24 protein-coding genes are annotated in these 23,745 nt (G+C 44.7%); 11 read left to right on the forward strand and 13 right to left on the reverse strand.

Annotation, left to right across the window (positions count from 1 at the left end; genetic code table 11):
* Positions 1 to 196: 196 nt before the first annotated feature.
* From QH73_RS24450 to QH73_RS24455, 3 genes are read right to left on the reverse strand one after another with little or no spacing between them, the layout of a single operon-like run.
* Entirely contained in the window at positions 197 to 784 is a 588-nt protein-coding gene (locus QH73_RS24450) for a rhomboid family intramembrane serine protease (protein WP_039713150.1), read from the reverse strand.
* 53 nt (positions 785 to 837) lie between these two features.
* Positions 838 to 972 (reverse strand): hypothetical protein, encoded by a 135-nt coding sequence (locus QH73_RS29010; protein WP_286194180.1) that lies wholly within the window; start codon positions 970 to 972, stop codon positions 838 to 840.
* Positions 973 to 1,002: 30 nt separating this feature from the next.
* Positions 1,003 to 1,965 carry a lysylphosphatidylglycerol synthase domain-containing protein gene (locus QH73_RS24455; RefSeq protein ID WP_039713149.1) on the reverse strand — a complete coding sequence of 321 codons (963 nt, stop codon included), beginning with the start codon at positions 1,963 to 1,965 and terminating at the stop codon, positions 1,003 to 1,005.
* Positions 1,966 to 2,330: 365 nt separating this feature from the next.
* On the opposite strand from QH73_RS24455, the gene QH73_RS24460 reads away from it, so the two are divergent.
* Positions 2,331 to 2,573 carry an RNA recognition motif domain-containing protein gene (locus tag QH73_RS24460; protein ID WP_039713147.1) on the forward strand — a complete coding sequence of 81 codons (243 nt, stop codon included), beginning with the start codon at positions 2,331 to 2,333 and terminating at the stop codon, positions 2,571 to 2,573.
* Positions 2,574 to 2,861: 288 nt separating this feature from the next.
* Here the strand turns inward: QH73_RS24460 and QH73_RS24465 are convergent, their stop codons facing one another.
* On the reverse strand, positions 2,862 to 3,134 hold the full coding sequence (locus QH73_RS24465; RefSeq protein ID WP_039713146.1) for a GlsB/YeaQ/YmgE family stress response membrane protein: 273 nt from the start codon (positions 3,132 to 3,134) through the stop codon (positions 2,862 to 2,864).
* Between the two features lie 161 nt (positions 3,135 to 3,295).
* Here QH73_RS24465 and QH73_RS24470 point away from each other — a divergent pair, with 161 nt between their 5' ends.
* From QH73_RS24470 to QH73_RS24485, 4 genes are all read left to right on the forward strand, one after another.
* A complete protein-coding gene (locus tag QH73_RS24470; RefSeq protein WP_039714431.1) occupies positions 3,296 to 4,174 on the forward strand; it encodes a M28 family peptidase in 879 nt (292 codons plus the stop codon).
* Positions 4,175 to 4,246: 72 nt separating this feature from the next.
* A complete protein-coding gene (locus QH73_RS24475; RefSeq protein WP_039713145.1) occupies positions 4,247 to 8,281 on the forward strand; it encodes a hydantoinase B/oxoprolinase family protein in 4,035 nt (1,344 codons plus the stop codon).
* A gap of 188 nt (positions 8,282 to 8,469) precedes the next feature.
* Entirely contained in the window at positions 8,470 to 8,685 is a 216-nt protein-coding gene (locus tag QH73_RS24480; RefSeq protein ID WP_039713144.1) for a hypervirulence associated TUDOR domain-containing protein, read from the forward strand.
* Positions 8,686 to 8,694: 9 nt separating this feature from the next.
* Positions 8,695 to 9,027, forward strand: coding sequence for a DUF3140 domain-containing protein (locus QH73_RS24485; protein WP_039713143.1), 333 nt, complete (start codon positions 8,695 to 8,697; stop codon positions 9,025 to 9,027).
* Positions 9,028 to 9,113: 86 nt separating this feature from the next.
* On the opposite strand, the gene QH73_RS24490 is transcribed toward QH73_RS24485, so the two are convergent.
* From QH73_RS24490 to psbQ, 4 genes are all read right to left on the reverse strand, one after another.
* Positions 9,114 to 9,596: a hypothetical protein gene (locus QH73_RS24490; protein ID WP_039713142.1), complete on the reverse strand. Its 483-nt coding sequence runs from the start codon at positions 9,594 to 9,596 to the stop codon at positions 9,114 to 9,116.
* 378 nt (positions 9,597 to 9,974) lie between these two features.
* On the reverse strand, positions 9,975 to 10,820 hold the full coding sequence (locus QH73_RS24495; RefSeq protein WP_039713141.1) for an alpha/beta fold hydrolase: 846 nt from the start codon (positions 10,818 to 10,820) through the stop codon (positions 9,975 to 9,977).
* Positions 10,821 to 11,022: 202 nt separating this feature from the next.
* Complete coding sequence (locus tag QH73_RS24500; protein WP_039713140.1) at positions 11,023 to 12,168, reverse strand: NAD(P)/FAD-dependent oxidoreductase; 1,146 nt, start codon at positions 12,166 to 12,168, stop codon at positions 11,023 to 11,025.
* A gap of 64 nt (positions 12,169 to 12,232) precedes the next feature.
* A complete protein-coding gene (gene psbQ / locus QH73_RS24505) occupies positions 12,233 to 12,691 on the reverse strand; it encodes a photosystem II protein PsbQ (protein WP_039713139.1) in 459 nt (152 codons plus the stop codon).
* Between the two features lie 880 nt (positions 12,692 to 13,571).
* Here psbQ and QH73_RS24510 point away from each other — a divergent pair.
* From QH73_RS24510 to QH73_RS24520, 3 genes are all read left to right on the forward strand, one after another.
* Positions 13,572 to 14,303, forward strand: a complete 732-nt coding sequence (locus QH73_RS24510; RefSeq protein WP_039714430.1) for a carbonic anhydrase — start codon at positions 13,572 to 13,574, stop codon at positions 14,301 to 14,303.
* 431 nt (positions 14,304 to 14,734) lie between these two features.
* Positions 14,735 to 15,343 (forward strand): SET domain-containing protein, encoded by a 609-nt coding sequence (locus tag QH73_RS24515; protein ID WP_039713138.1) that lies wholly within the window; start codon positions 14,735 to 14,737, stop codon positions 15,341 to 15,343.
* 28 nt (positions 15,344 to 15,371) lie between these two features.
* Positions 15,372 to 15,989 carry an MFS transporter gene (locus tag QH73_RS24520; protein ID WP_039713137.1) on the forward strand — a complete coding sequence of 206 codons (618 nt, stop codon included), beginning with the start codon at positions 15,372 to 15,374 and terminating at the stop codon, positions 15,987 to 15,989.
* A gap of 30 nt (positions 15,990 to 16,019) precedes the next feature.
* Here the strand turns inward: QH73_RS24520 and QH73_RS24525 are convergent, their stop codons facing one another.
* The 3 genes from QH73_RS24525 to QH73_RS24535 form a co-directional block, all read right to left on the reverse strand.
* Positions 16,020 to 18,431 (reverse strand): GH116 family glycosyl hydrolase, encoded by a 2,412-nt coding sequence (locus tag QH73_RS24525; protein ID WP_039714429.1) that lies wholly within the window; start codon positions 18,429 to 18,431, stop codon positions 16,020 to 16,022.
* 85 nt (positions 18,432 to 18,516) lie between these two features.
* Positions 18,517 to 19,239 carry a molybdopterin-dependent oxidoreductase gene (locus QH73_RS24530; RefSeq protein ID WP_039713136.1) on the reverse strand — a complete coding sequence of 241 codons (723 nt, stop codon included), beginning with the start codon at positions 19,237 to 19,239 and terminating at the stop codon, positions 18,517 to 18,519.
* A gap of 16 nt (positions 19,240 to 19,255) precedes the next feature.
* Entirely contained in the window at positions 19,256 to 19,840 is a 585-nt protein-coding gene (locus tag QH73_RS24535) for a cytochrome b/b6 domain-containing protein (protein WP_039713135.1), read from the reverse strand.
* Here QH73_RS24535 and QH73_RS24540 point away from each other — a divergent pair.
* Genes QH73_RS24540 through QH73_RS24550 form a run of 3 tightly spaced genes read left to right on the forward strand, consistent with a single transcriptional unit; the run spans position 19,839 to position 22,314 of the window.
* Entirely contained in the window at positions 19,839 to 20,030 is a 192-nt protein-coding gene (locus tag QH73_RS24540) for a hypothetical protein (RefSeq protein ID WP_165587777.1), read from the forward strand. The genes QH73_RS24535 and QH73_RS24540 overlap by 2 nt on opposite strands.
* On the forward strand, positions 19,999 to 21,825 hold the full coding sequence (locus QH73_RS24545; RefSeq protein ID WP_236147164.1) for an RluA family pseudouridine synthase: 1,827 nt from the start codon (positions 19,999 to 20,001) through the stop codon (positions 21,823 to 21,825). The genes QH73_RS24540 and QH73_RS24545 overlap by 32 nt, the downstream gene beginning before the upstream one ends.
* A gap of 12 nt (positions 21,826 to 21,837) precedes the next feature.
* Positions 21,838 to 22,314, forward strand: a complete 477-nt coding sequence (locus tag QH73_RS24550) for a GNAT family N-acetyltransferase (RefSeq protein WP_039713133.1) — start codon at positions 21,838 to 21,840, stop codon at positions 22,312 to 22,314.
* Positions 22,315 to 22,336: 22 nt separating this feature from the next.
* Here QH73_RS24550 and QH73_RS24555 read toward each other — a convergent pair whose 3' ends face one another.
* Entirely contained in the window at positions 22,337 to 23,140 is an 804-nt protein-coding gene (locus tag QH73_RS24555; protein ID WP_039713132.1) for a TspO-related membrane protein, read from the reverse strand.
* Positions 23,141 to 23,191: 51 nt separating this feature from the next.
* Positions 23,192 to 23,740 carry a methylmalonic aciduria and homocystinuria type D protein gene (locus QH73_RS24560; RefSeq protein WP_132867522.1) on the reverse strand — a complete coding sequence of 183 codons (549 nt, stop codon included), beginning with the start codon at positions 23,738 to 23,740 and terminating at the stop codon, positions 23,192 to 23,194.
* Positions 23,741 to 23,745 lie beyond the last annotated feature (5 nt).

Here is a 23,745-nt window from a genome sequence, read left to right on the forward strand (position 1 = left end):
AAGTCAAAAGTGAAAAGTTAAAAGTCAAAAAGGGAAAATATATCTCTGGTAAGGCTTTTGGCTGCTACCTATAAGCAAATTAAATGTGAGACAACTTAGAAATATGTATCAATAGATTGTGTAGGTCGAAAGCTTGAAGTATAAGGTATTCAATACGCTCAATATTATGAAGGCGCACATTTATGCGCCCCTACTACTAATATCTCTTTTTTGGTTTAGCCAATAAACGAGCCGCGATCGCACCTCCAATAAATCCGAATAAATGCCCTTGCCAGGAAATACCGTATTGGATCGGTAAAACTCCCCAAATCATCCCGCCGTAAAGGAAGCCCACAACAAGAGAAAATAAGATGGCAGCGAAACTACGTTCAAAATAGCCGCGTAGGAGTAAAAACCCAAAATAACCAAAAATAACTCCACTCGCACCGACATGAATTGAATAAGGCGAACCAGTCAGCCATACACCCAATCCGCTGACGAGCATTGTAACGATGCTGACGACAAAAAAATCGCTGGTTTCTCGTAACATCACTAACCAGCCTAAAGTGAGAAAAGGGATTGTATTCGCAATCAAATGCCCCAATCCACCGTGTAAAAAAGGGGCAAAGAAAATGCCCCGCAAGCCGATAAAACTGTGGGGACGAATACCAAAAGCGTCTAATCTACCTCTAAAAAAGAAGATATCTATAAATTCGCTAATCCACATGAGGGCAACGAGTCCACCCAACACGAAAATTTGGGTTTGAATTTCCCGCGCGATCGCTCCAGATTCTTGTTTACTCATAGTTCATAGTTACGAAGTTGGTAGCAGCCTACCCCACACTCAAAACTTCTTAGCTAAAAGATAATTTGCACGAACTCAGGCAGCAAATACAACACTATCTGTGGCTGTGCTTGTATTTTAATTGGAAGTTTGCGCGATCGCCAATTGACGCGATCGCCTGGATACAACTCTAGCGGCTTGCTACTCATATTAAACGAACGAGCATGAGTTGAGAAATTTCAGGTACGATTGCGCGGAGAAAACTCTGTTTTCTCGAATCGCTGCCGCAATTCATAAATCCCCAGCAGTACGATCGCCACGATTAAAGGTAAAAAGTAGTAAATGCCTCTATATGCTAATAACGCCCCAAATAGTTCGGCTGATGGAATTTGCGCTGATAGCGACAGCAAAAGTACCGTTTCAAACACGCCTAATCCACCAGGGACATTGCTAATAACTCCTGCCAACTGTCCTAAGATGTAGATCCCGAAAAAACTAGGATACGATAGGGGAGCGTTAGCTAATAGCAAAACGTAAAGAACGCCGCCTGCAATTGCCCAATCGAGGATTGCGATCGCTGTTTGAAATAGTGAAAGCTTACCAGGAAGGCGCGGAATTCCCCACTTGCCGAGTTTCATCGGCTTGTGACTCCAAGTATTCCACAATATATATCCTGCAACTAAAAATAAAAATATCGTACCAAGCGGAAATAAAGAGTTTGAGGGAATGCGGAGTAAAGAGGGGACAGATACAGGTTCGCCGATCAACACCAAGCCAGCTACCGCAAAAAAACCTAACCAAAAGCTAACGTGACAGAAAGTAATCACTTTCGCAATTTCTAGAGTCGATAGCCCCCAAGCCGAATAAAATCGGTAGCGGATCGCGCTGCCAGTTAAGAGTTCTAATCCGGCAGTATTGGTAATTGCTTGACTAATAATCGCCGTCAGCGCAACTTTCCGAAAAGGTAGAGAACGGCGAATATATCGCATTGCTAAAGCATCATACCCCGTCAGCATCAAGTAGTTCAGCGCAGTGCAAATCAGTGCAAGTACTATGTAACTTTTGGGAATTTCTGCCAAGCTGCGAAAAATATCTCGATAGTCGAACTCTCGCAATTGAGTTGCGATCGCCCACAACGATACTCCAAATAAGAGTAAACCTAAAATCGGAGAGCCAAACTGAGATAAGCGTTTGAGGTTCATTTAGCAATCTTAATAAATTTTATGAAAAAGCTAAATTCGTCTTATTTTCTCGTAACACGTTGCCCGAAGTCATGAATCTAACGTGGTATATGTGCTGACAATTATTGATTTTCAGTTAATTGTTATTAAATATACAAAAAAAATAAATACTACTGACTTGCAAGCGGTAACAATCAAAACTGTCACAGCCACAATTAGTGAAAGTTACAAATTAGACATTACCTCACGTACAAATTTTTCTCAGCTGCTTGAAAAAGGAGATTTTGGGATCGCCGATCGAAGCCAATCTGTCAAGCGCAATTCTTAATTAAATATTGGGAATACTAGAGTACAGGTATTGTCATGAATCGATAGAGGAGTGTTTTATGACCCTGTTTGTTAATAACTTACCGCACCAAGTAGCACAGGCAGATATTTTAGACCTCTTTGGCAATTATGGTTCTATCAAACATATTTTCTATCCCACCCATTGGAGTACAGGTGAAGGGTTAGGATTTGCCTTCATCCAAATGACCGCAAAACCTCAAGAAGAAATAGCAAAATTCCAGCTTCACGGTGCTGATTGGATGGGTAATTCTTTACAAATTAGAGAAGTGAGTTCGGATTAATTTTAACGGACAATCTTATATGATTATTCTTTGAAGCTCTACACTCAAGCAGAAGATTAGAGAGAAGTTTTTGCTTGCTTGTATTCAGAGCTATTTATAGCTATTCTCAGTTAAATAAAGTACACAGCTCTGTAGGGGGCGCACAGCTGTGCGCCCCCTACGAATGTATTACATCTACATGGGAAATGCTATATCAAATAATGAATAGCATAAAATCGGGATAGTTTATTTCTATACTATCCCGATTTAGTTTAGATATTATACTTTTGCCATGCCTTTACTAACAACTCATACAGCGCTACGACGGTTGATTGCATTCCAAATGAATATAGCGATAATTGCACCCAGAACTGCTAAAGCTATACCAGGAATACTAAAGGCTGTAGCTGCCAACTGTAAGGTTCCCGTACTGAGGAAAGTTCCCAAAGTACCACCTACAAATGCACCAATAATACCTAGTAAAATCGTACCTAGAATGCCGCCACCTTGACGACCGGGATAGATAGCTTTGGCGATCGCACCAGCAATTAAACCTAAGACTATCCAAGCTAGAATATTCACTGCTCAAACTCCTTTGAATAATTTATTTCAATACTTTTATGGTATTGATATATACTAAAAAAGCGATCTATCGCACGGAAGAAATTTGAGAATCGCAAGATATATTCGGTTTGTACGACAATGAAGGTGTAAACTATCTGAGTCAAAAATCAAACCGGACTGTGGATCTCAAACAACGCTTGCAGAATCACTTAACGGAAATAGTCCGCGATCGCGATCCTTTCCTCTCAACAGCAGGACATTTTTTCGTCCGCCAATACCTTCATGCACAACTCAGCCAATGGGGAAAAGTAGAGATTCACGAATTTCAAATTAGAGGACAAACTTTTCAAAACTTAATTCTCAATCTTCCTTGCTTGGAACAAAGTAGTAAGAGAAAATCTCCACCAATATTAATTGGCGCGCATTACGACACCGTTCCCGGTACGCCTGGGGCAGATGATAACGCTACAGGTGTAGCGGTACTACTCGAATTGGCAAAAGCTTTTGCTACGCAACCAGCTAAATATCCCATTCAACTCGTAGCATTCGACTTAGAAGAATACGGATTTACCGGAAAAGACGGTATTGCTGTAGGTTCGGGTGCGTCTGCCTATGCCGATTTATTACGCCAGCAGCAGCAACCGCTACGCCTAATGATTTCTTTGGAAATGCTGGGTTATTGCGATCCTACACCTGGATCGCAACGCTATCCGAGTCCGCTAGAACGGTTCTATCCCAATCGCGGTGATTTCATTGCTTTAATCGGTAATTTATCGATTGTTCCTGACTTAATTCATCTCAGCCGAAATATACGCCAAGTAGGAGTTCCTAGCGAGTGGCTACCAGTTCCCAACCGAGGTAGGATTGTCCCCCAAACACGATTAAGCGATCACGCGCCCTTTTGGGATCGGGGATATCGAGCGATGATGGTGACGGATACGGCAATGTTACGCAACCCTCACTATCACAAACCGAGCGATCGCATTGAGACCTTAAATTTAGATTTTCTCACGGGTGTTTGTCAGGGATTAATTCAAGGAATTCACCAACTACGATAGGACGATCGCGCCATGCAACCATACCCAAGCTGCTGCTAACTTACAAATAGCCCATGCATTGAGGAATGAGTGATGACGGTAGCCGATCGTGCGATAGGACGTTGGCAATTTTGGATCGATCGCGGTGGTACGTTTACCGATATCGTGGCGCAGCATCCTGACGGACGGACGATCGTTCACAAACTGCTATCGGAAAATCCCGAACGCTATACCGATGCAGCAATTCAGGGTATACGGGAAATTCTGGGCGTTCCTGCCGACGCACCCCTACCAGCGGCACAAATTGGCGTGGTGAAGATGGGAACTACTGTCGCCACAAATGCACTGCTAGAAAGTAAAGGCGATCGCACTGTCTTAGTTGTGACAAAAGGCTTTCGGGATGCCTTACGCATCGGCTACCAAAATCGCCCCAACATCTTCGCACGGCAAATCGTTTTACCAGAAATGCTGTACGAAAGAGTCGTTGAAGTAGAAGAGCGCTACAGCGCCCAAGGCGAAGAACTCATTTCTGTTAATCCAGCCTACACTTTAGAATTGCAAGCAGCTTACGATGCCGGGATTCGTTCCTGCGCGATCGTTTTCATGCATGGCTACCGCTATCCTCAACACGAACAACAAGTTGCAGCCGTAGCCCGAAAAATCGGTTTCACTCAGATTTCAGTTTCCCACGAAGTCAGCCCCTTGATGAAACTCGTCAGTCGAGGCGACACTACCGTAGTTGATGCCTATTTATCTCCCATTTTGCGTAGGTACGTGGATCGGGTGGCGAGTCAGTTGGGAGGAATCGGGAGTTGGGAGTCAGGAGTCGGGAGTCGGGAAGAAGGGGACAAGGGAGACAAGGGGGACAAGTTGCAAGTCGCAAGTCGCAAGTCGCAATTTCGCACACTCAACCAACAACTGTCAACTAACAACCAACAACTCACCCTCGACACCCGACACCCGAGACCCGATTTCCCCAAGTTAATGTTCATGCAATCCAATGGTGGGTTAGCAGATGCTCAAAGGTTTCAGGGGAAAGATAGCATTCTCTCGGGACCTGCGGGAGGGATTGTCGGGGCAGTGCAGACAAGTTTGATGGCGGGGTTCGATAAGATTATCAGCTTCGATATGGGTGGAACTTCTACGGATGTTGCCCACTACGCAGGCGAATACGAACGGACGTTAGAAACAGAAGTGGCAGGAGTGCGACTGCGAACGCCGATGATGGCAATTCATACGGTGGCAGCAGGTGGCGGTTCGATCGCCCAATTTGACGGGGCGCGCTATCGCGTCGGACCCGAATCAGCAGGGGCAACCCCAGGACCCGCTTGTTATCGTCAAGGAGGACCGCTGACGGTAACGGACTGCAACATTATGGTAGGCAAGTTGCAGCCAGACTTGTTTCCCAAGGTATTTGGAGCAAGTGGAGATTTACCTTTAGATGCAGAAGTGGTGCAGCGTAAGTTTACAGAATTAGCAGCAGCAATTGGGGATGGGCGATCGCCCGAACGAGTCGCAACCGGATTTTTAGCGATCGCTGTGGAAAAAATGGCGAATGCGATTAAGAAGATCTCTCTTCAGCGCGGTTATGACGTGTCGGAATACACTCTCTGCTGTTTTGGCGGCGCAGGCGGACAACATGCTTGTTTAATTGCCGATGCTTTAGGAATGCAGCAGATTTTTATCCATCCCTATGCTGGGGTGCTGTCGGCTTACGGTATGGGTTTGGCAGACGAACGGGCGTTGCGAGAACGAGCTGTAGAGCAGGTTTTAGCTGTGGATTTGGTGGCTGAATTAGAGGAAATTTTAACCCAGTTAGAGTTAGAAACAAAAGCAGAACTAGACCTTACAGATAGGGATATCCGCGTTGCAGATCGGGTTGAAGTGATGCAGCGAGCGCATTTGCGTTACGAGGGGACAGATTCGCCTTTAGTAGTCCGATATGAAGATATAGCAGGAATGCGGCAGCAGTTTGAGGCAACGCACCGTCAACTGTACGGGTTTATTGCTGCGGATCGACGGTTAATTGTCGAGGCGGTGGCGGTGGAGGCAATCTTAACAACAGAGGTAGCTACAGAACCAGTGTTAGCACGGCGTGACGATGCACCTCCCGTACCAGTAAAGACAGTAAAAATGTATACGGCTGAAGCGTGGCACGACACACCTGTATATAGAAGAGAAGACTTACAACCAGGAGATTGTATTTTCAGTCCGGCGATCGTTGCGGAAGCCACGGGGACGAATATCGTCGAACCTGGCTGGCAAGCCGAAGTGACCGAGAGAAATCATTTGGTGTTGAGAAAGCAGGAGTCGCAAGTCGTAGGGGCGGGTTTAGCAGATAGATTGTCAGGCTCAACCGCAAATCCTCGTGCAAAACCCGCCCGTACAGGGGAGTCGGGAGTCGGGAAGCAGGACAAAGGAGATTTAATTCCGAATTCCGTATTCCGTATTCCGAATTCTCCCGATCCGGTCATGTTGGAAATTTTCAATAATTTATTTCGGGCGATCGCGGAACAGATGGGTATAACGCTGCAAAATACAAGTTCTTCGGTCAATATCAAAGAAAGGTTGGATTTTTCCTGCGCCATTTTCGATTCTCGCGGACAGTTGGTGGCAAACGCACCTCACATTCCGGTTCATTTGGGTTCCATGAGTGAAAGCGTGACGGCGTTGATTGCCCAAAAGGGTAGTAGCTTGCAACCTGGTGATGTCTACGTATCGAATAATCCCTACAATGGCGGGACTCACCTACCCGATATTACTGTCATTACTCCCGTCTGGGCGGGTTTTGCACGAGGATTTTCGGTTGAGGCTGACAATTTATTGGCTAAACCCGCCCCTACGACTCCCGACTCCCCCGTACGGGCGGGTTTTGCACGAGGATTTTCGGTTGAGGCTGACAATTTATTGGCTAAACCCGCCCCTACACCCATCTTCTACGTTGCTTCCAGAGGACACCATGCCGATATTGGCGGGATTACTCCTGGTTCGATGCCACCCAACAGCACGACTGTGGAACAGGAAGGGGTATTAATTGATAATTTTCTGCTGGTATCTCAAGGAGAATTTTGCGAACCGGAGTTAATGCAACTCCTGTGCGGTGGCGCGTATCCCGTTCGCAACCCAGTGCAAAATCTTGCCGATCTCAAAGCCCAAATTGCCGCAAACGAGCGCGGCGTGCAAGAACTTCACAAAATGGTAGAACACTACAGCTTGGAAACAGTCCAAGCCTACATGGGTTTTGTCCAAAATAATGCTGCTGAGTCGGTGCGAAAAGCGATCGAAGGACTCAACAGTGGAGAGTTCGCTTACCAACTGGACAACGGTAGTGTCATTCAAGTGGCGATCGCGATCGATAAATCTACCCGTAGCGCTCGAATCGATTTTACTGGCACTTCGCCCCAATTAGAAACCAATTTTAATGCTCCGGCTGCGGTGTGCAAAGCTGCGGTGTTGTATGTCTTCCGCACGCTGGTAGATGATGATATTCCGCTGAATGCTGGCTGTCTCGAACCTTTGGAAATTATTATCCCTGAAGGTTGTATGTTGAATCCCCGCTATCCGGCGGCGGTGGTAGCGGGAAATGTCGAGACTTCCCAAGCGATTACCGATGCTTTATATGGTGCTTTGGGTGTGATGGCAGCGGCACAAAGTACGATGAATAATTTTACTTTTGGTAGCGATCGCCATCAATATTACGAGACGATCTGCGGTGGTTCGGGTGCGGGTGCAGATTTTGACGGTACGGATGCGGTACACACTCACATGACAAATTCCCGTCTTACCGATCCTGAAGTCTTAGAATGGCGATTTCCCGTCTTGTTAGACAGTTTTAGCATTCGTCCCCACAGTGGCGGTGAGGGCTTGCATCGCGGTGGGAGTGGTGTAATTCGCTGCCTTCAGTTTCGCGAACCAATGACAGCTGCAATTCTCTCTGGACGTAGGGTTGTACCTCCCTTTGGCTTGCATGGTGGTAAGCCTGGGAAAGTAGGGAGAAATTATATTCAACGCCAAGATGGTACTGTAGAGGAATTAGGTAGTACGGCGATCGCCCAGATGCAGCCTGGAGATATTTTTGTCATTGAAACACCGGGTGGTGGCGGTTTTGGTGCTGCTGAGAGTCTTTAGGCGATCTCCAAAATTCCCTAAATACAGCTACCACGCTATCTAGATCTCAACCACTGACAAAAGTAAGATTTAAAGTCAAATTTACGTAATTCGTAATCTGTAAATAGATTGATGGCTGCTTACTTAATCGTCAAGATAATTAAACATTAATAGGTAAAGAAAATTTAAGTAGGCACAATCTTTTACTCATGTCTGAAGAATTTAAGCAAGGCGATAAAGTTGAGTGGAAAACCTCTCAAGGTAAAACTACTGGTGAAGTCGAAAAGAAACTTACTTCTCCTACAGAAATCAAAGGACACCACGTTGCTGCATCGAAAGATAATCCTGAGTATTTGGTAAAAAGCGAAAAGTCTGGAAAAGAAGCAGCGCACAAACCAGATGCTTTAGAAAAAGTAGAGGAGTAGAATTGAGTTATGAGTCAAGATGTCAAATCTGCGATCGCAGAGTTTCATCAAGTCGTGAATATGACTCCTAAAGAGCTTGACTCTTGGTTAGAAACTGAGGAGTCACAAGCGGTAGGACAAAAAAAGGACGACGACGAGTCAACCGGACATAAATCTGGACGACGAATTATCGAACTACTGCAAAAAAAAGAAGATGAATATACTGATGACGATATTTCTCATATGAAGAAAGTCATTAGTTACGTTCACCGTCATAGCGCTCAAAAGCCATCACACGATATTGAGACTTCACGCTGGTGTTATTCGCTAAAAAATTGGGGACACGATCCACTGAAGAAGTAATGTATATGATAGGGTGCGTTAATAACACACCCTATTTTTAATTAATTCAGAATTGCTATATATTAGCACGACAATGAAAAACTTATTTAAGCATTTGCAGACAGAAAGGGAATATTTTCAGCCAAAGCATCCTTAACGATCGCTCCTTGTTTGTTTGCCCAATATTGACTTAAAAAATGAATTTGTCTCAAACCGACAACTAAATTCAACCCAGGTACAAATATCCACCAAACAGTTAGCGGTTCCTTCATTCCTGCTTCCCGATATAGTGCATTCACAGTTTTATACAGCTTGAACTGCACGATATAAATCCAAACCACCCCCAGCAGTGAAAACCAGCCGAACCAATCTGGTACGTCAGGATCGTAAATCCGTAACAATTGGGGAATGACAACCCCAAGTACAAAAGGTGCTAAACACAGCGTCCCAGACCAGCCATAACCGTTGTAGCGGCGTAATTCCTCTTGGATAATCCATTTATACCAGCCGTAGTACAGCATTAGAGTAGCGACAGATAGCAAAATAACACGCCAAAGAGGACGGGGCTTACCTACGAATTGGTCAGACATATGAAAGTAGAAGCTTTTCTTTACATTACTTCATAATAACTGGAATCAGGGAACTCAAAGCCCACTTTTTAAGGGGGTTGGGGGATCTTCCCAGATCTTCGATCGCGCTTCCGAGATGTATTGTGTTGCAACCGAAAATATACTGAATGCATCCCTTCAATAGAGATCCGCTAACTCAGATTTTCCGTGATAATTACGGTTGGTCTCATCGTAGGCTAGCAGTATTACTATCTATCAACAGGACGACCAGCCCCGCTTATTTGCTATCAACTCGGTCGTGCTAGCAACCACTCGCAACATGAATTCCCAGTAAATTCAAGGTTTTGAGTGCTTTTGTCTTAGGAGTTCGATCGAATAAAGTAAGGTGTTTCCCGCACTCTACGAAGCACGACGCACGAAAGGTAAAAGGTCTTGTAGAATATCTTCGGCAAAATGCTCTTGAGGATAATGCCCCGCTTTTTCAAGTTTGACAATCTCGGCTTGGGGTAGGTTGCTGGCGAATTTCTGGGCGATTTCCACAGGAAGCCAAGGATCGTTTACACCCCAGACAATTAAAAGTGGCTTCTTCCAGTCTTGAAAACCATCAGCAATTTCTGTCATGGACGGCGACATTTTCAGATTACGTACCGTCGTCATCAGCGATCGCCCCGCTTTTGAACTTTTCAAAAAAGGCTTGCGAAATACGTCTAAATCTGCTTCTGAAATCTGATAACGGCTACCACCTTCTAGAGTACGATCCACCAACAAAGGATCTTGCGTCGCCATATCTCCCGCCAAAGGTAGTCCCCACTGTTGCATCTGCCACGGTAGTTTAGCAGCCGTAGTCAAAGGAGTATTGAGAATGGCAATATTTTCAACGCGATCGCTATGGTGTAAAGCATACTGCAACCCTACCGAACCCAAAAATCCTTGCACGACCAAACAAAAGCGATCGATCTCCAAAGCTTGAATAAAGTCATCTAATGCCTTGACAAAAGCATCGGGAGTATAATTAAAATCCCGCGCTTGAGGTTTCGCTGACGAACCAAAACCAATCAAATCGGGGGCGATCGCCCTAGTTCCCTGACTCCCCAAAGCAGGCATAACGTGTCGCCAACCGTAGCTATGGGAAGGTAGACCATGTAACAGCACCACTGGCAGCAGATCGCTCATTCCAATGGGGGCAACCTCGCGGTAAAACCATTCTAGGGAACCAACATTAATTTGATGTTCTGCGATGGACACGACACTTTATTGGTAATAGGTAAGTCGTAAGTCGTAAGTCGTAAGTCGGGAGTGGCTGGTGGCTGGTGGCTAGTAGTAGATAGGGTGTGGGGTGTGGGGTGTGGGGTGTAGTGGATTGTTAACTGGTCACTGATAACTGGTCACTGATAACTGCTCCCTGCTCCCTGCTCTCTGCTCCCTGATAACTGACAACTGACAACTCTTAACCAGAAGATAATATCATTTTGCGGATCGCTTGTGCGGTGGCGGGCGCGAGTAAAACACCGTTACGATAGTGCCCTGTCGCTAAGAGAATATTGCTAAATCCTGATAGATAGTCAATTATGGGGGCGGAACGACCTTCAGGACGGGGACGTAAACCAGACCAGGTTTTGATAATATTCGCTGTCGCTAAAGCAGGACAAAAAGCGATCGCCTGTTGCATGACTGCCTCTAACAAGGCTGGTGCTGCCTCGATTTCTCGTCCAATGGCAGGAAATTCTACCGTTGCTCCTACCCAATATTCCGTTGCTGGTTGACCCCCATTTAAGGGAACGATATGCACGTCGTTACCCGTAATGACGGGTTGAAAATCTGGACTACCTAAAGGGCGATCGAGCTTGAGGTGAATAGCTTGACCTAGTACGGGTACGATATCAAATTTTAGTTGAGGTGAAGTTTCTGTTGGCAGAGATGGCAAAGATCCTAATCCAGCCGATACCACTAGCCAATCGACATTCAAATGGGATCGCTCTCCAGAAATTGTTATTTGTCTGATGCGGCGATCGCCTATACCACTTTCAGCATCGCTGGAAGCCGAACTGAAATTATATTCCTCTATCTGTGTTCCAAAGAAAAATTTGACACCATTGCGTTTTGCCCCTTCAACTAAAGCCAAAGTTAAACTCACCGGATCGACTTGCCGATCTTGGGGCGAGTAAATTGCCCAGGTCGAGGGATTGCAGTTAATTTGCGGACAATAGGACTTGACTTTTACTTCATCCCAAATTTCTAAAGCCAAGCCTTGAGAGGCGCGCGTCGCGACGAGTTTCTCCCAAGATCCGAGTTCTGCTGCCAAGCACAACATCAAAATTCCCTGCCGATTCAAAGGGATATGATGCCCTGTCAGTGCCTCTAATTCTGGAATGAGGGTGTCGTAGCGTTGGATACTTGCCTGTCGCAACTGCCACGCTCTACCCTTAGTTTTATGGCTGATAACACCCATCAAAACGCCCAAAGCCGCTTTTGTTGCCGCTTGCGCTGGCAATTGGCGATCGAGGACAGCAACCTGTAACCCTGGAACTTGGCTCAGTTCGTAGGCGATCGCTGCCCCCACTACACCGCACCCGATAATTACTACTTGAGTCATTTTTATTGCTAGTAGTTGACAGTTAACCGTCAACCGTCAACCGTCAACTATCAACTGTCAACCTTCAACCTTCACTAGCTTGAGGCAGCAACTGAAGAAAGCTGTCGATGTCTGCTACGGCTTCTCTGGCGTTGAGCAAGACTTTTTTCGCATCGCCTTGTTGAGCTGCTTGATCGACCGCTACTAGGTCGTTAAAGAAGTTTCGCGTAATCTGCTTTGCTTTAGATTGATCTTGTGGCAACAGATTGCGCGTCATGTAGTTCATGGTCAATCGCAGTTCTCCTAAAGGTCCGTGGACGAAATTACCGACATCGATCCAATCTTTTCTTTGTACTAAAGACGGAATTTCTCGGCTGGCGCGATCGCGCAAGCTTTGAATATCGGGAATGTACTGCTGGATCTGCTGAATTTGAGCCGAGCTGTAAGTTGGGGGTACTGTGGCAGTGCTGGGACTGCTACAGCCGATCAGAAATGTTGCCAAAATTACCAAAATTAGGGATAAGAACGATCGATGGCGCAACATAGAATCAATTGCTTGTAACTGCTACTAATCAGTGTCATTTTAGATCGCTAATGGTAACAATCAATCCTAGCTATGGGAATGAATTCAAAGATTTTATATTTCAGGCAGAAGGCGAGAGGTGAGAGGTGAAAGGCAGTCAATCCGAGCTGGAGGGGCGTTGACTTAGCTGTATTGCCAGCCCTGCCATGCAGCGCCAAGAATCTGACTGTCATCTTTGCTGGTTCTCGTAGCGGCATCTAGTTGCCATTGGCTCCAGGGTCGCCAATTCCAGTAAGGTGAAGAGCGTGAATTTTGTTTTGCCGGAGAGCATGACTAGTAAAAAATAATTAGAAATTATGTCAATTGCAGTCAATTGTACTTTTTAATAAAGTCGTGTTGAGTGCAGCCAAGTAGCTTTTTGTGCCGAGAATCAAAAAATCTGCGATCGCAGTATACGACTCAGCTTTAACTTTTAAAATCTACGTAGTATGCGTTAGCCTTTGGTGTAACGCATCACCCTAAGTTTTTGGTGCGTTAGCATGATTGCGTAACGCACCCTACGCATACTGAGTTTTTTTCAATAACAAAACCAGATGCCTATATAACCTTCGCTGTAAATAAATCTTGGTATTTTTTATTAGTACTTTTCTATAATTACTATAGAATATATCTATAGTAAAGATTAATTTTTTGCGCCCATAATTTGATAGATTTCCTAATCGTTGGGTCTGTTGTTTGCTAGATTTTTTGCAAGTTATTTTATTTTAATTTTGCAGATTTCCACGTCAAAGCGAAATTAGGTCGTGCGACTACAAACGCAGCAAGCATAGAGGTTTACTATGCTGATTTTTCCTGTTTCTTCAGGAAGAAACCAGCAGATAATTTTGATTGAGGTACGATGATGACTCGAAAAAATGGGTTTGTGGGACGACGCAATTTGCTCAAATTGGTGGGTGTAGGAGGAGCTAGCATAGCTGCTACTAGTGTTGTTAGTAGTTCGTGGGGCGCACAATCTGCTATAGCACAGCCTGCAAAAATTGAAGACAAGCCTCAGCCAGTCAGTCCAGATAATGCTCTCAAAAGATTACTGGAGGGCAACCAACGGTTTATGAAAGAGAAGCGTCAAACTCCTAATCAATCACGATTGCGCTTGCAAGAGGTTGCCGCAGCTCAATATCCTTTCGCTTCTATTTTGGGCTGTGCTGATTCGCGAGTTCCAGCAGAAATTGTTTTCGATCAGGGGCTAGGAGATTTGTTTGTCGTTCGGCTTGCTGGCAATGTTGTCAGCCCTACAGCTACAGGCAGCCTAGAATTTGCTACATCGGTTTTAGGTTCCCAATTGATTATAGTTTTAGGACACGAAAGATGTGGTGCAGTACAAGCAGCACTCAAAAGCGATCTGCTTCCTGGTAGAATTGGCACTTTTGTTGAGGATATTAAACCAGCTTTAAATGGGATTAAAGCTCAATCAAATGATGCAGTTAATGATGCTGTTGTAGCTAACGTTCGATATCAAGTTGGACTATTGCAGGAGAGTTCTTCAATACTAACTCAACTAATCAAAGAGGGGAAATTAAAAATCGTAGGTGGTCGTTATGACTTAGATACTGGTGCAGTTACCCTGATTGCTTAAATGAGCGAGGGAGCGATCGCCTACTTGATTTTTGACATAAGTTTCTACAGGGATAGAGATGTTGATTCAGAAATGGCGATCGCTCTCAGTAACATCATTTATAGGAAGTTTCATGAAGGGCAAGATTTAGCTGTATATTTAGTAACAAGCGCTCTCCGAATAATCGCTTTATAACTGCAACGAAACTGTTTGCTATTCGTGAATTGTTTATGATAACCGTAAAATAATATACTTAACTTTAAATATCGCTCTGAAATAACTGTAATTAAACCCAACTACTATTGAACTGAGTTATATATTATATCTAAATAGGAGTATAACTACTAACATTTATATTGTGACTATGTAGAAATATTAAAAAATTCTTTAATTAAGTATACTGCGAAAATAATTATGGTAGAAATTTACGCATTACTATGCGTTAAACCTTTATGATTCATCCAGACACAGAGCTACGTCTTGTCAATGAAATTATTGGTTACGGTGTATTTGCTACAAGATTTATTCCTCAAGGAACGATAACTTGGGTAGTCGATGAACTCGATCGAAAAATTGACGAGGCTTGTGTATTGTCCCTAGATCGACTTCAGCAAAATCACATTTTCAAATACTCTTTTCGTGACAGAAACGGTGACTACATCTTGTGTTGGGATATTGGTAGATATATGAATCACAGTTTCCGGGCTAATTGTATATCTACAGCTTATGATTTTGAAATAGCTGTTAGAGACATTTATCCTGATGAAGAACTAACCGACGACTATGCATGTTTTAATTTAGACGAACCTTTTGAATGCTTTCCAGAACCAGGGTTTGCTAAAACCAAAGTCATGCCTGACGATTTCTTGCTTTTGTATCCAGAGTGGGATAGGAAAGTTGCTGATGCAATGAACTACTTCAATCAAGTTGAACAGCCATTGAAGCAGTTTATTTCAAGTAAGTTTATCGATAAAGTGAATGCGGTTGCTGCCGGAAAAGAAAGACTTGACTCCATGCTGAATTGCTATTACCAGCGTCACCAGAAGCTCATAACTGCATAGAAATCATCAATCTATTAAGTTGTTTTCTATGTTGCAAAAAAATCTCAAAATCCTACTTTATAGTAGTAATATTTGGTACTTAGGCGAAGGAATGTTTGCTCCAATTTTTGGTTTATTTACTCAAAAAATTGGAGGTAACATTCTTGATATTAGCGGAATTTGGGCTGCATATCTGGTTGCTACAGGAATTTTTACTATCCTAGTTGGAAAGCTATCAGACCGGAATATAAGCAAAGCCAAACTCATGATAATTGGCTATGCTTTAAATGCCATTTTCACATTCTGCTATCTATTCGCATCTTCTCAACTAAGTTTGTTTGTCGTTCAAATAGGGTTGGGAATTGCTTCTGCTTTAGCAACTCCTACTTGGAATGCTTTGTATGCACAATATGAAGATCGAGGAAATGCAGGGCAAATTTGGGGCATGGCTGACGGACAATCAAAAGTCATGACTGGTCTTGCTGTAGTTCTTGGGGGAGTTATTGTTAATTGGTTGTCTTTCAATGCTTTATTTATCACAATGGGAACAATTCAAGTTATTGCTACCTTGTATTCCATTCAACTGTTAAAGCAACAGAGACGTGCAGCAACAACTACTGATAAAAAGCATTTGCTAAGAAGACATCAAATAAATTCAAGCAATTGACAAAAGCAAAAATGGTAAATTGCGAGATAACTAAAACTCAAACCACACGCCATAAATTGCCCAAATTGCCATTGCCCGCAAATAATAGCTAGCCCGAAAAGTACCAACAGATGTAATTGCTTCTGGAGTACGGAACTGCAAACCATTTTCATAGATTTGATTGACAACTGTTTCTGTTAATTGCAGTGCCTCAGCTTTCATTCCCATTTGCAAGAGAAAAGCCGCCAATCCGAAATTAATTCCCGTCCATACTTCTAATGGATGGGTAGCATTAGGATTTTCAGGAGAACCATTCAGGGTTAAACCATTCGCTGCCCCAAATTTTCCCTGATGAAATTTCAAGAAGCAAGCATCGTATATAGTTTTGAGTGCAGACACAGTACATTCTTGCGGCACAATGTCAGGTAATTTTAATAAACGGGCGTAAAATTGTCCGCAGAGTTGATCTGCCATCACGACATCAGAACCGCTACCGCTATCTAAGCGATAATATTGTCCGTTCCAAAGTTTTTCTTGGTAGATTGGACGCGATCGCATCAACCAAGATTGATATGTATTTATTGTCTCTTGTAGAGACTTTACATGTAATGTCTCTACAGAATTGAGTAAAATTTTACCAATGGCGATCGCCGCTTCTAAAGCCGCCAACCACAATCCGCCACAATAAGCACTGACTCCTTGCAACTTCCAATCATCAAAAGTTTGATCTGGCGCACCAGAATTTTCAGGAATTCCATCGCCATCTATATCGAAAGTTTTCAAGTAGTTGAGAGCTTGAACGATCGCCTCCCAACACTCTGCTAAAAACTCTACATCAGCTGCCCCTGTCAGTAAATAATCTCGGTACACTTGCAAAACAAAATCGCTGGGTAAATCCTTCCACAAATTGCAATCTTGATATGCCGTGTAATTTGTTTTTTCCCAGACGTGTTCGTTGGGTGCGCCTAAATCGTGAGGTGTTGCACCAGCAACTTTACGCGGTGCGAGGGGCATTTCTGCCCCGATGGTCAGGTAATATCCAATCAGACGACGATTGTTGTCGCTAGCAGGAATCGCCCGTGCAAAAGCACGCATCACAGCCTTTTCTAACTCTGGAAATAATATTAATAGAGCAAACGAACCGTAAAGCCGCACGTCAAGGCTTTCGTACCAGCGATAATCAATACATTCTAAGATGGCAAACTGACCGAAAGGATCGCGTTGAGTCGCCGCACTCCACAGCGTCCCGCCACTGGTAAGATCGTAGAGTTCGTTAAACAATGCCATTTTGAACCAATCGGGCAGATCGGTTTTGTCTAGAATTGGTTGCTGCCAAGCTTGAATTTGAGATTGCCAAGTTTGATATGCTTGTAAAGCTGTACGCGCGATCGCCCAAGCATTTTTACCCGTGCGATCGAAAAAATCTGTATAGCGACGATAATATTTGACCCCAGCAGCAAATTCTGTAACGGGAAAATCCCAAGTTAAGACAAAGGGAATCGTACGAGTTTCTCCTGGTTGCAGTGTAAAACGAATTGCGATCGCACCTGCAATTTGTTCTCCCTCTATAGCTGGTGTCTCATCTTGTAAGTTAGGTAAAGCACCTGATTGGGCAAAACTTGTCCATATGTCTTCCCCCGTACCGATGGGATTCCAACGGGTGTGATGAAAGACTTCTACACCAGGCTGTTTTGCTGTAGCAATGCACCACTGTCCGTCCCCTTCTTCTGCATCCTCGCTATTATCTCGCCCTAATACGCATCCGACAGACTCGGAATCTTCCAGCAACCGATTAAAATTTCCCTGACTTTCTCCCCAGCGCGATTTATATTCATACACTGGGCTACCATCATCTCTAATTTTTACTTCAGAAGATTTACTAGCATTGGTAAACCACCCCGTCATATTCTGCCAGGACAGCATAATACTCAGAGTTATAGGGGCATTAGTAGGATTATGGGCAGTCCAGACAAATACACCCACTGGATAGCTGCTTTCTTGATAGTTATTTGCCCAAATTGGCGACAACTGTTCGCAGGTTAACTGAGATTGAAACACACCCTCATACACAAACCAGCTACGAGGATACAACGCATGATACGTGCCTGTGTGGGCGTTTTGTTCGCCCCTACATGGATACCACTGCCAATTCTGCAATCCATCTTCAGGTGCTTCCGTACACAAAGCGTAAGCCTGAGAGTGAGATGCACTCTGTTCAAACACGCTTTCAAACACGCTAAACTGACAAGCAGGCATCGGCTGAAAAATATGCTCGCCGCCGTCCACCTGCCACAAGTTAAAATCACCCCTAGAAGACCGACCGATACAACCCGCACCAAAGCCTCCTAAAGGCATACCGTGCCAGGGACCATCATCTAAATTACTTGCGGTACGGACAATATAGGGCTTGTCCCAGCCCAGACCGATAGGACGCTGCCAGGTACAGTTAGGAATGTTCATCATTAAGGTGCTGAATTGCATCCCATAGATTTTACTCTTAGATTTGGTAGTTGGTTGACAGTTGACAGTTGACAGTTAACTGTCAACTCTATAATCCGGCGTACCATTCGTAGCCTTGGTCTTCCCAGTAGCCTTTGACAGGTAGGAGGCGATCGCTAAGGATAATATTGGTGACCCATTTACTTTGCTTGTAACCTAGTTTGATTGGCGAGGCGAGACGTAAAGGCGCACCGTTATCTATCGGTAAAGGTTGCCCGTTTTTCTGATATGCCATCAACGTTTGTGGGTGCATACACGAAGCTAAATCCCAGCTTTCGTAGTAGCCATCAGCGGATTTAAAATAAACGTATTTTGCCTCGGGTTTAGGTTGGGCAAGATTAATAATATCTCGCAATCGAACTCCACCCCACTGCACGATCGCTGCCCATCCTTCCACGCAGACGTGACGAATCACCATTGAGGCGAGGGGCATTTGCTGAATTTCTGTCATGCTGAGGCTGAGGAATTTATTAACTGTACCATCGACAACCAGACGAAATTTGGTTGAATCGATTTTTGGCGTAAAGTTAAATGAGTTAACAATTAATGCTTCTGGTTCAATCTCGCTAATTGGAAATTCCGGTGCGAGTTTTTCAGGATTAAAAATTAAAGTTTCAACTTTTTGGTTCAATGGTTCGGAAACTTTACCGACTATATCTTCAAATAAAGGCGTGCCACATCCACCTAATAATAAACTGACGCTGGAAAGCCCAGAAAGTTTTAAAAAGTGACGACGTAGTAGTTTCTGTTGGGGGATTTGAATCTGATTCATATTATTATAGGTAGACTTACCAAAACATCGATTCTAAAAGGCGATCGCCACCGACTTTTCGTCCTAGTAAGGCGTGAATTGTGGCAAAGATAATCACGATTGGTACTGTAGTAAAGTGAACGATGCGCAACGCTTGCCAATCGCCAAAACAATCGACAATCCAGGAAAATTGAGCGGGTTTGTACATTCCCAGACCGCTAAATATAGCAAGTAATAAAATGGGAACGATCGCCGTATAAGCGATCCGATGCCATGCATAAGCACGACGCTTTTGGTTTTGACTCAATTTCAATGCTTTGATGTCTTTATCGCTGACAAATCGATGCTTCCAACGCCGAGTAACGAGGATGTAAACACCGTAAAAAACCAAGTTAAGCGAAAACAGCCACATTGCCGCAAAGTGCCAGTGTCTACCACCAGCCAGCCATCCTCCAAGAGTAAAAATTGGTGGAATATGCCAGCCAGCGCGCCCACCAAATACGGGGTTAGCATTGTAGATTTGCAGTCCGCTGGTCAGCATGATAAACAAGCTAACGATGTTTACCCAATGAAAAATTTTTGCTGCAATAGCTTGCCTGGGAAGTCGAGACAGAGATTTCATGTCAGTTATCAGTTATCAGTTATCAGTTATCAGCGATCGGTTATCAGCGATCGGTTATCAGCGATCGGTTATCAGCGATCGGTTAACCGTCAACCGTCAACCGTCAACCGTCAACTACCAACTACCAACTACCAACTACCAACTAGCCATTAAATATTATGACCCTTCATCTACCAACAGATTTTATTAGCTCGGGCTGCGTTGCTGGTGACTCACCTGTTAGTTATTGGTATGAAGGTTATTGTCCCCAAACGGGCAATTTATTGAGACTACCTCGCACTCCTTTAGTAGAAGCGATCGCCAATGGGTTAATGCAACAGCTGGCTACAGATGTGGCATATTCCCGTGAGGGGAAAATGTATGGCGTGTTGCTTGTCGAGACTGCTGCGGGGGAACGCCGAGTGCTGAAAGCATTTTCTGGGCTTTTGCATGGTCGTAGCACGGTTGCAGGTTGGGTGGGGGCGATTGAGGGAAAAGAGCTGGCTTTAGAAGAAGCGCGTACCCTGGATATGTTAGCAGCTATGAAGCAAGAGCTAATTGCCTTGCAACAAATTCCAGAGCGACAAAAGTATGCAGCGTTAGTGCAGGAGTTTGAAACCCACTGGCAGCAACTTACAATCCTACATCGCGATCGCAAGCAACAGCGACAATCTCAGCGCCAAGTATACCAAAATACCTTTACGGGCGATACTTTGGTGGAGGCATTAGCGCAACTGGATGAACAAAGTCGTCAGGATGGGATCGATCGCAAGCTGTTTAAGCGTCAACGAGATGCTTTGTTACAACCACTCCAACAGGATATCGAGCAAGCAGATAAGAGAACGCACGAGTTGAAACAACAGCGGAAAAGTTTATCTAGGCAGCTGCAAGCACTGATGCACGCTAGCTACAAATTGAGCAATTTTGCAGGGGAGTCTTTACCACTACAGCAGTTGATGGCGGGTTCGCTACCTACTGGGACTGGGGCTTGTTGTGCGCCAAAGTTGTTGCATTATGCAGCAACCCATGATTTGAAGCCACTGGCAATGGCAGAGTTTTGGTGGGGAGCGCCTTCAACTAAGGGCGAGAAAGTGCAGGGAGAGTTCTATGGAGCCTGTGCGGAGCGTTGTCAGCCGTTGATGGGGTTTTTGTTGTCGGGTTTACAGCATCGATCCCCCCAACTTCCCTTACCGAAGGAGGGAATTAGATCCCCCCAACCCGCCTTACAAAGGGGGGCAATCAGATCCCCCCAACCCGCCTTAAGAAGGGGGGCAATCAGATCCCCCCAACCCGCCTTAAGAAGGGGGGCTAAGAGCAGCTTTGTTTCCCCCTTTTCAAGGGGGACTAAGGGGGATCTCCAAAATCTGTGCATCCAAACTAAGAAATCTATTCTTTATGAAGACGAGTGGCTGATTGCTATCAATAAACCGCCAGGACTGCTCTCCGTTCCCGGTCGTTGTAGCGATCGCTACGATAGCGTTTTGTCTCGCTTACGTTATTTGCTACCTGATGGGATGGCGATCGCAGCTTCACATCGCCTCGATCTAGAAACATCGGGTATTCTGCTCCTGACTCGCGATCGCGCCTCTTATCGTCATCTGAGCCAGCAATTTCAACAGCGGCGAGTGCGTAAAGTTTATGAAGCGGTACTTAGCGGATGCATAACGCCAGAAAGAGGTACGATTCAACTGCCACTTTGGGGAGATCCTAGCGATCGCCCTTATCAAAAAGTCGATGCACGGGGTAAGCCCAGCTTAACCCAATTCCAAGTCATAGCAAGATCGAAGGATTCTACACGAATTCAATTCTTCCCTTTAACAGGACGGACTCATCAGCTTAGGGTTCATGCTGCCGATCGCCAAGGGTTAGGAATACCTGTCTTGGGCGATCGATTGTACGGTTGTCGCGCCCAGGTAGAGCGTCTACACTTACACGCGAGAGAACTTTATTTTGAGCATCCATACTCAGGCAAAAGTATTTCTCTACAAGTAGAAACTCCATTTTGACAGTTATTCTGTATGATTCGACCGATCGCACCCGATGACACAACCGCACTGATTGCTTTAGCCGACGCAACCGGACTGTTCGAGTCGAACCAACTTGAGGAGCTTAGCGCAATGCTGTCCGATTACTTGGGTGGCAACAGCGATCGCGATCGCTTCTGGATCGTCGATGACGATAATGGACTGGTTGGGGTCGCTTATTGCGAGACGGAGCGAATGACCGATAGGACGTGGAACTTACAGTTGATTGCTATTCGACCGGATCGCCAAAGACAAGGACGTGGTACAGCCCTGCTACGCTATGTCGAACAAACGTTAGTAGAGCGTGGTGGGCGTATGCTACTGGTGGAAACGTCTGGTACGTCAGAATTCGAGCATACGCGAGCATTCTACCGTAAGTGCGGTTATGACGAGGAAGCGCGGATACGAGACTTTTATACAGAGGGCGCTGACAAGATCGTTTACCGCAAAGCCTTATCTGCTCAAGGGTAGTAAACTTGTACAGTGGTTTCCCTCACCCCTCGCTCCTCGCTCCTCGCTCCTTACTCTTCACCCTGCTAAATCCTAGTAGGACTGCAAGGACAATTGCTGCTACTACTGCAGTGATTGAAATGGCAGAATTATTTAAATACAAATGACGAACTGCGATCGCGACATACGCCCAAATAAATACTAGCGTAAAGGCAATATCTGCCCGTTGAAGGGCAACTACAGAGGCGATCGCTGCACCGATAAGCAGCATAATAACAGTCCATCCTACAGGACTTACGCCCCAACCATCCCAATTAGAGATATAAAGAGCAGAGGCAATATTAACAATCGTTGCTACAGAGATCCAACCTAAATAAATACTAAATGGTACGTGAACCAACCATTTAAATTTGCGCGATACTCTTTTGCCTATTTCTAATTGCAAGTAAGCTCCAATTAAGGGAATTAGAATTGCTAGCATTGCTATGACTGAAAGCCAAAATAGCTGTAGGGTGAAGAGATATACCCAAGCAATTTGAGCTAGACAAGCAATAATTAGTAAGACATTAACTTGATGCAGAGTTGAATTTTGGCGTTGTGCCGGAAGCATCTGATAAATACCATAGGCAATCAGTCCGAGATAAATCAATCCCCAAATGGCAAAGGCATAATTTGCAGGAGTAATTTGCACGCCTTGAAGAATGGTATTGGCAATTTCACCAATATTTAATCCTCGAACTGGAAAGAAATTTGATAGGGCATTAACGCTCAAAGTTGCCAGAATAGCAAGTAGCGTTGCTAAAGGTAGTAGAATTCCTCTTCCAGAACCTTGTGTGGATGCTTTCATAGATGTTTTCTCAAGCCTCGATCGCAGATGCACGCTCTTATACTGACTCTTTTATACTGGCTTTGTATCTGGAAAAGATTGCCCCTCTACGGTTGGATCGCTCGCTCCTGCTACGGGTTGAATATTCCAGTGCGTGCTATTAGCTGCTATATTAGCCACGATTGCTGCAACGACATCTGGTTGGGCAGATGAGACCAGCGTAGAAGGATAAACCGCTTTTCCCCACGTTGGATGAACGATCGCGGCACACTGACCGCTACGATCGATTGTATAGCCCAGGGTAGCGCCAACAACTTTCACATCGCTCAACCGTACTTGACCGGGAGGAGAAGTCATAGGGAAACCAGTGCGTGGGTCAAACATATCTGCTAAGTATCCCATTGTTCCCAGTTGGGCAATGATTTGGCTGCCAAATTCTAGAAATTGTTGCCGAAATTCGTTCTTATAGATTTCTGTCTCAACTGTCCGTTCCAAGAAAGCAAATTGACATAGTTGTAAAACTACAACCACAGATAAAACGGGCAACGACCAACTCGGTAAAAGCCGATTTAAATGAGTGCGAATGAATCTAGGAGCTGGGTGAACTGAGTATTGCAGCATTTAAT

The sequence above is a fragment of the Scytonema millei VB511283 genome, assembly GCF_000817735.3.
GTDB classification, from domain to species: Bacteria; Cyanobacteriota; Cyanobacteriia; order Cyanobacteriales; family Chroococcidiopsidaceae; genus Chroococcidiopsis; species Chroococcidiopsis millei_B.

Bases quoted from the DNA above. Each gene is read 5' to 3' on its own strand.
- QH73_RS24450 (WP_039713150.1), bottom strand. From the start codon at position 784: ATGAGTAAACAAGAATCTGGAGCGATCGCGCGGGAAATTCAAACCCAA.
- QH73_RS29010 (WP_286194180.1), bottom strand. From the start codon at position 972: ATGAGTAGCAAGCCGCTAGAGTTGTATCCAGGCGATCGCGTCAATTGG.
- QH73_RS24455 (WP_039713149.1), bottom strand. From the start codon at position 1,965: ATGAACCTCAAACGCTTATCTCAGTTTGGCTCTCCGATTTTAGGTTTA.
- QH73_RS24460 (WP_039713147.1), top strand. From the start codon at position 2,331: ATGACCCTGTTTGTTAATAACTTACCGCACCAAGTAGCACAGGCAGAT.
- QH73_RS24475 (WP_039713145.1), top strand. From the start codon at position 4,247: ATGACGGTAGCCGATCGTGCGATAGGACGTTGGCAATTTTGGATCGAT.
- QH73_RS24480 (WP_039713144.1), top strand. From the start codon at position 8,470: ATGTCTGAAGAATTTAAGCAAGGCGATAAAGTTGAGTGGAAAACCTCT.
- QH73_RS24485 (WP_039713143.1), top strand. From the start codon at position 8,695: ATGAGTCAAGATGTCAAATCTGCGATCGCAGAGTTTCATCAAGTCGTG.
- QH73_RS24490 (WP_039713142.1), bottom strand. From the start codon at position 9,596: ATGTCTGACCAATTCGTAGGTAAGCCCCGTCCTCTTTGGCGTGTTATT.
- QH73_RS24500 (WP_039713140.1), bottom strand. From the start codon at position 12,168: ATGACTCAAGTAGTAATTATCGGGTGCGGTGTAGTGGGGGCAGCGATC.
- psbQ (WP_039713139.1), bottom strand. From the start codon at position 12,691: ATGTTGCGCCATCGATCGTTCTTATCCCTAATTTTGGTAATTTTGGCA.
- QH73_RS24510 (WP_039714430.1), top strand. From the start codon at position 13,572: ATGACTCGAAAAAATGGGTTTGTGGGACGACGCAATTTGCTCAAATTG.
- QH73_RS24515 (WP_039713138.1), top strand. From the start codon at position 14,735: ATGATTCATCCAGACACAGAGCTACGTCTTGTCAATGAAATTATTGGT.
- QH73_RS24520 (WP_039713137.1), top strand. From the start codon at position 15,372: ATGTTGCAAAAAAATCTCAAAATCCTACTTTATAGTAGTAATATTTGG.
- QH73_RS24525 (WP_039714429.1), bottom strand. From the start codon at position 18,431: ATGATGAACATTCCTAACTGTACCTGGCAGCGTCCTATCGGTCTGGGC.
- QH73_RS24530 (WP_039713136.1), bottom strand. From the start codon at position 19,239: ATGAATCAGATTCAAATCCCCCAACAGAAACTACTACGTCGTCACTTT.
- QH73_RS24540 (WP_165587777.1), top strand. From the start codon at position 19,839: ATGTCAGTTATCAGTTATCAGTTATCAGTTATCAGCGATCGGTTATCA.
- QH73_RS24535 (WP_039713135.1), bottom strand. From the start codon at position 19,840: ATGAAATCTCTGTCTCGACTTCCCAGGCAAGCTATTGCAGCAAAAATT.
- QH73_RS24545 (WP_236147164.1), top strand. From the start codon at position 19,999: ATGACCCTTCATCTACCAACAGATTTTATTAGCTCGGGCTGCGTTGCT.
- QH73_RS24550 (WP_039713133.1), top strand. From the start codon at position 21,838: ATGATTCGACCGATCGCACCCGATGACACAACCGCACTGATTGCTTTA.
- QH73_RS24555 (WP_039713132.1), bottom strand. From the start codon at position 23,140: ATGAAAGCATCCACACAAGGTTCTGGAAGAGGAATTCTACTACCTTTA.
- QH73_RS24560 (WP_132867522.1), bottom strand. From the start codon at position 23,740: ATGCTGCAATACTCAGTTCACCCAGCTCCTAGATTCATTCGCACTCAT.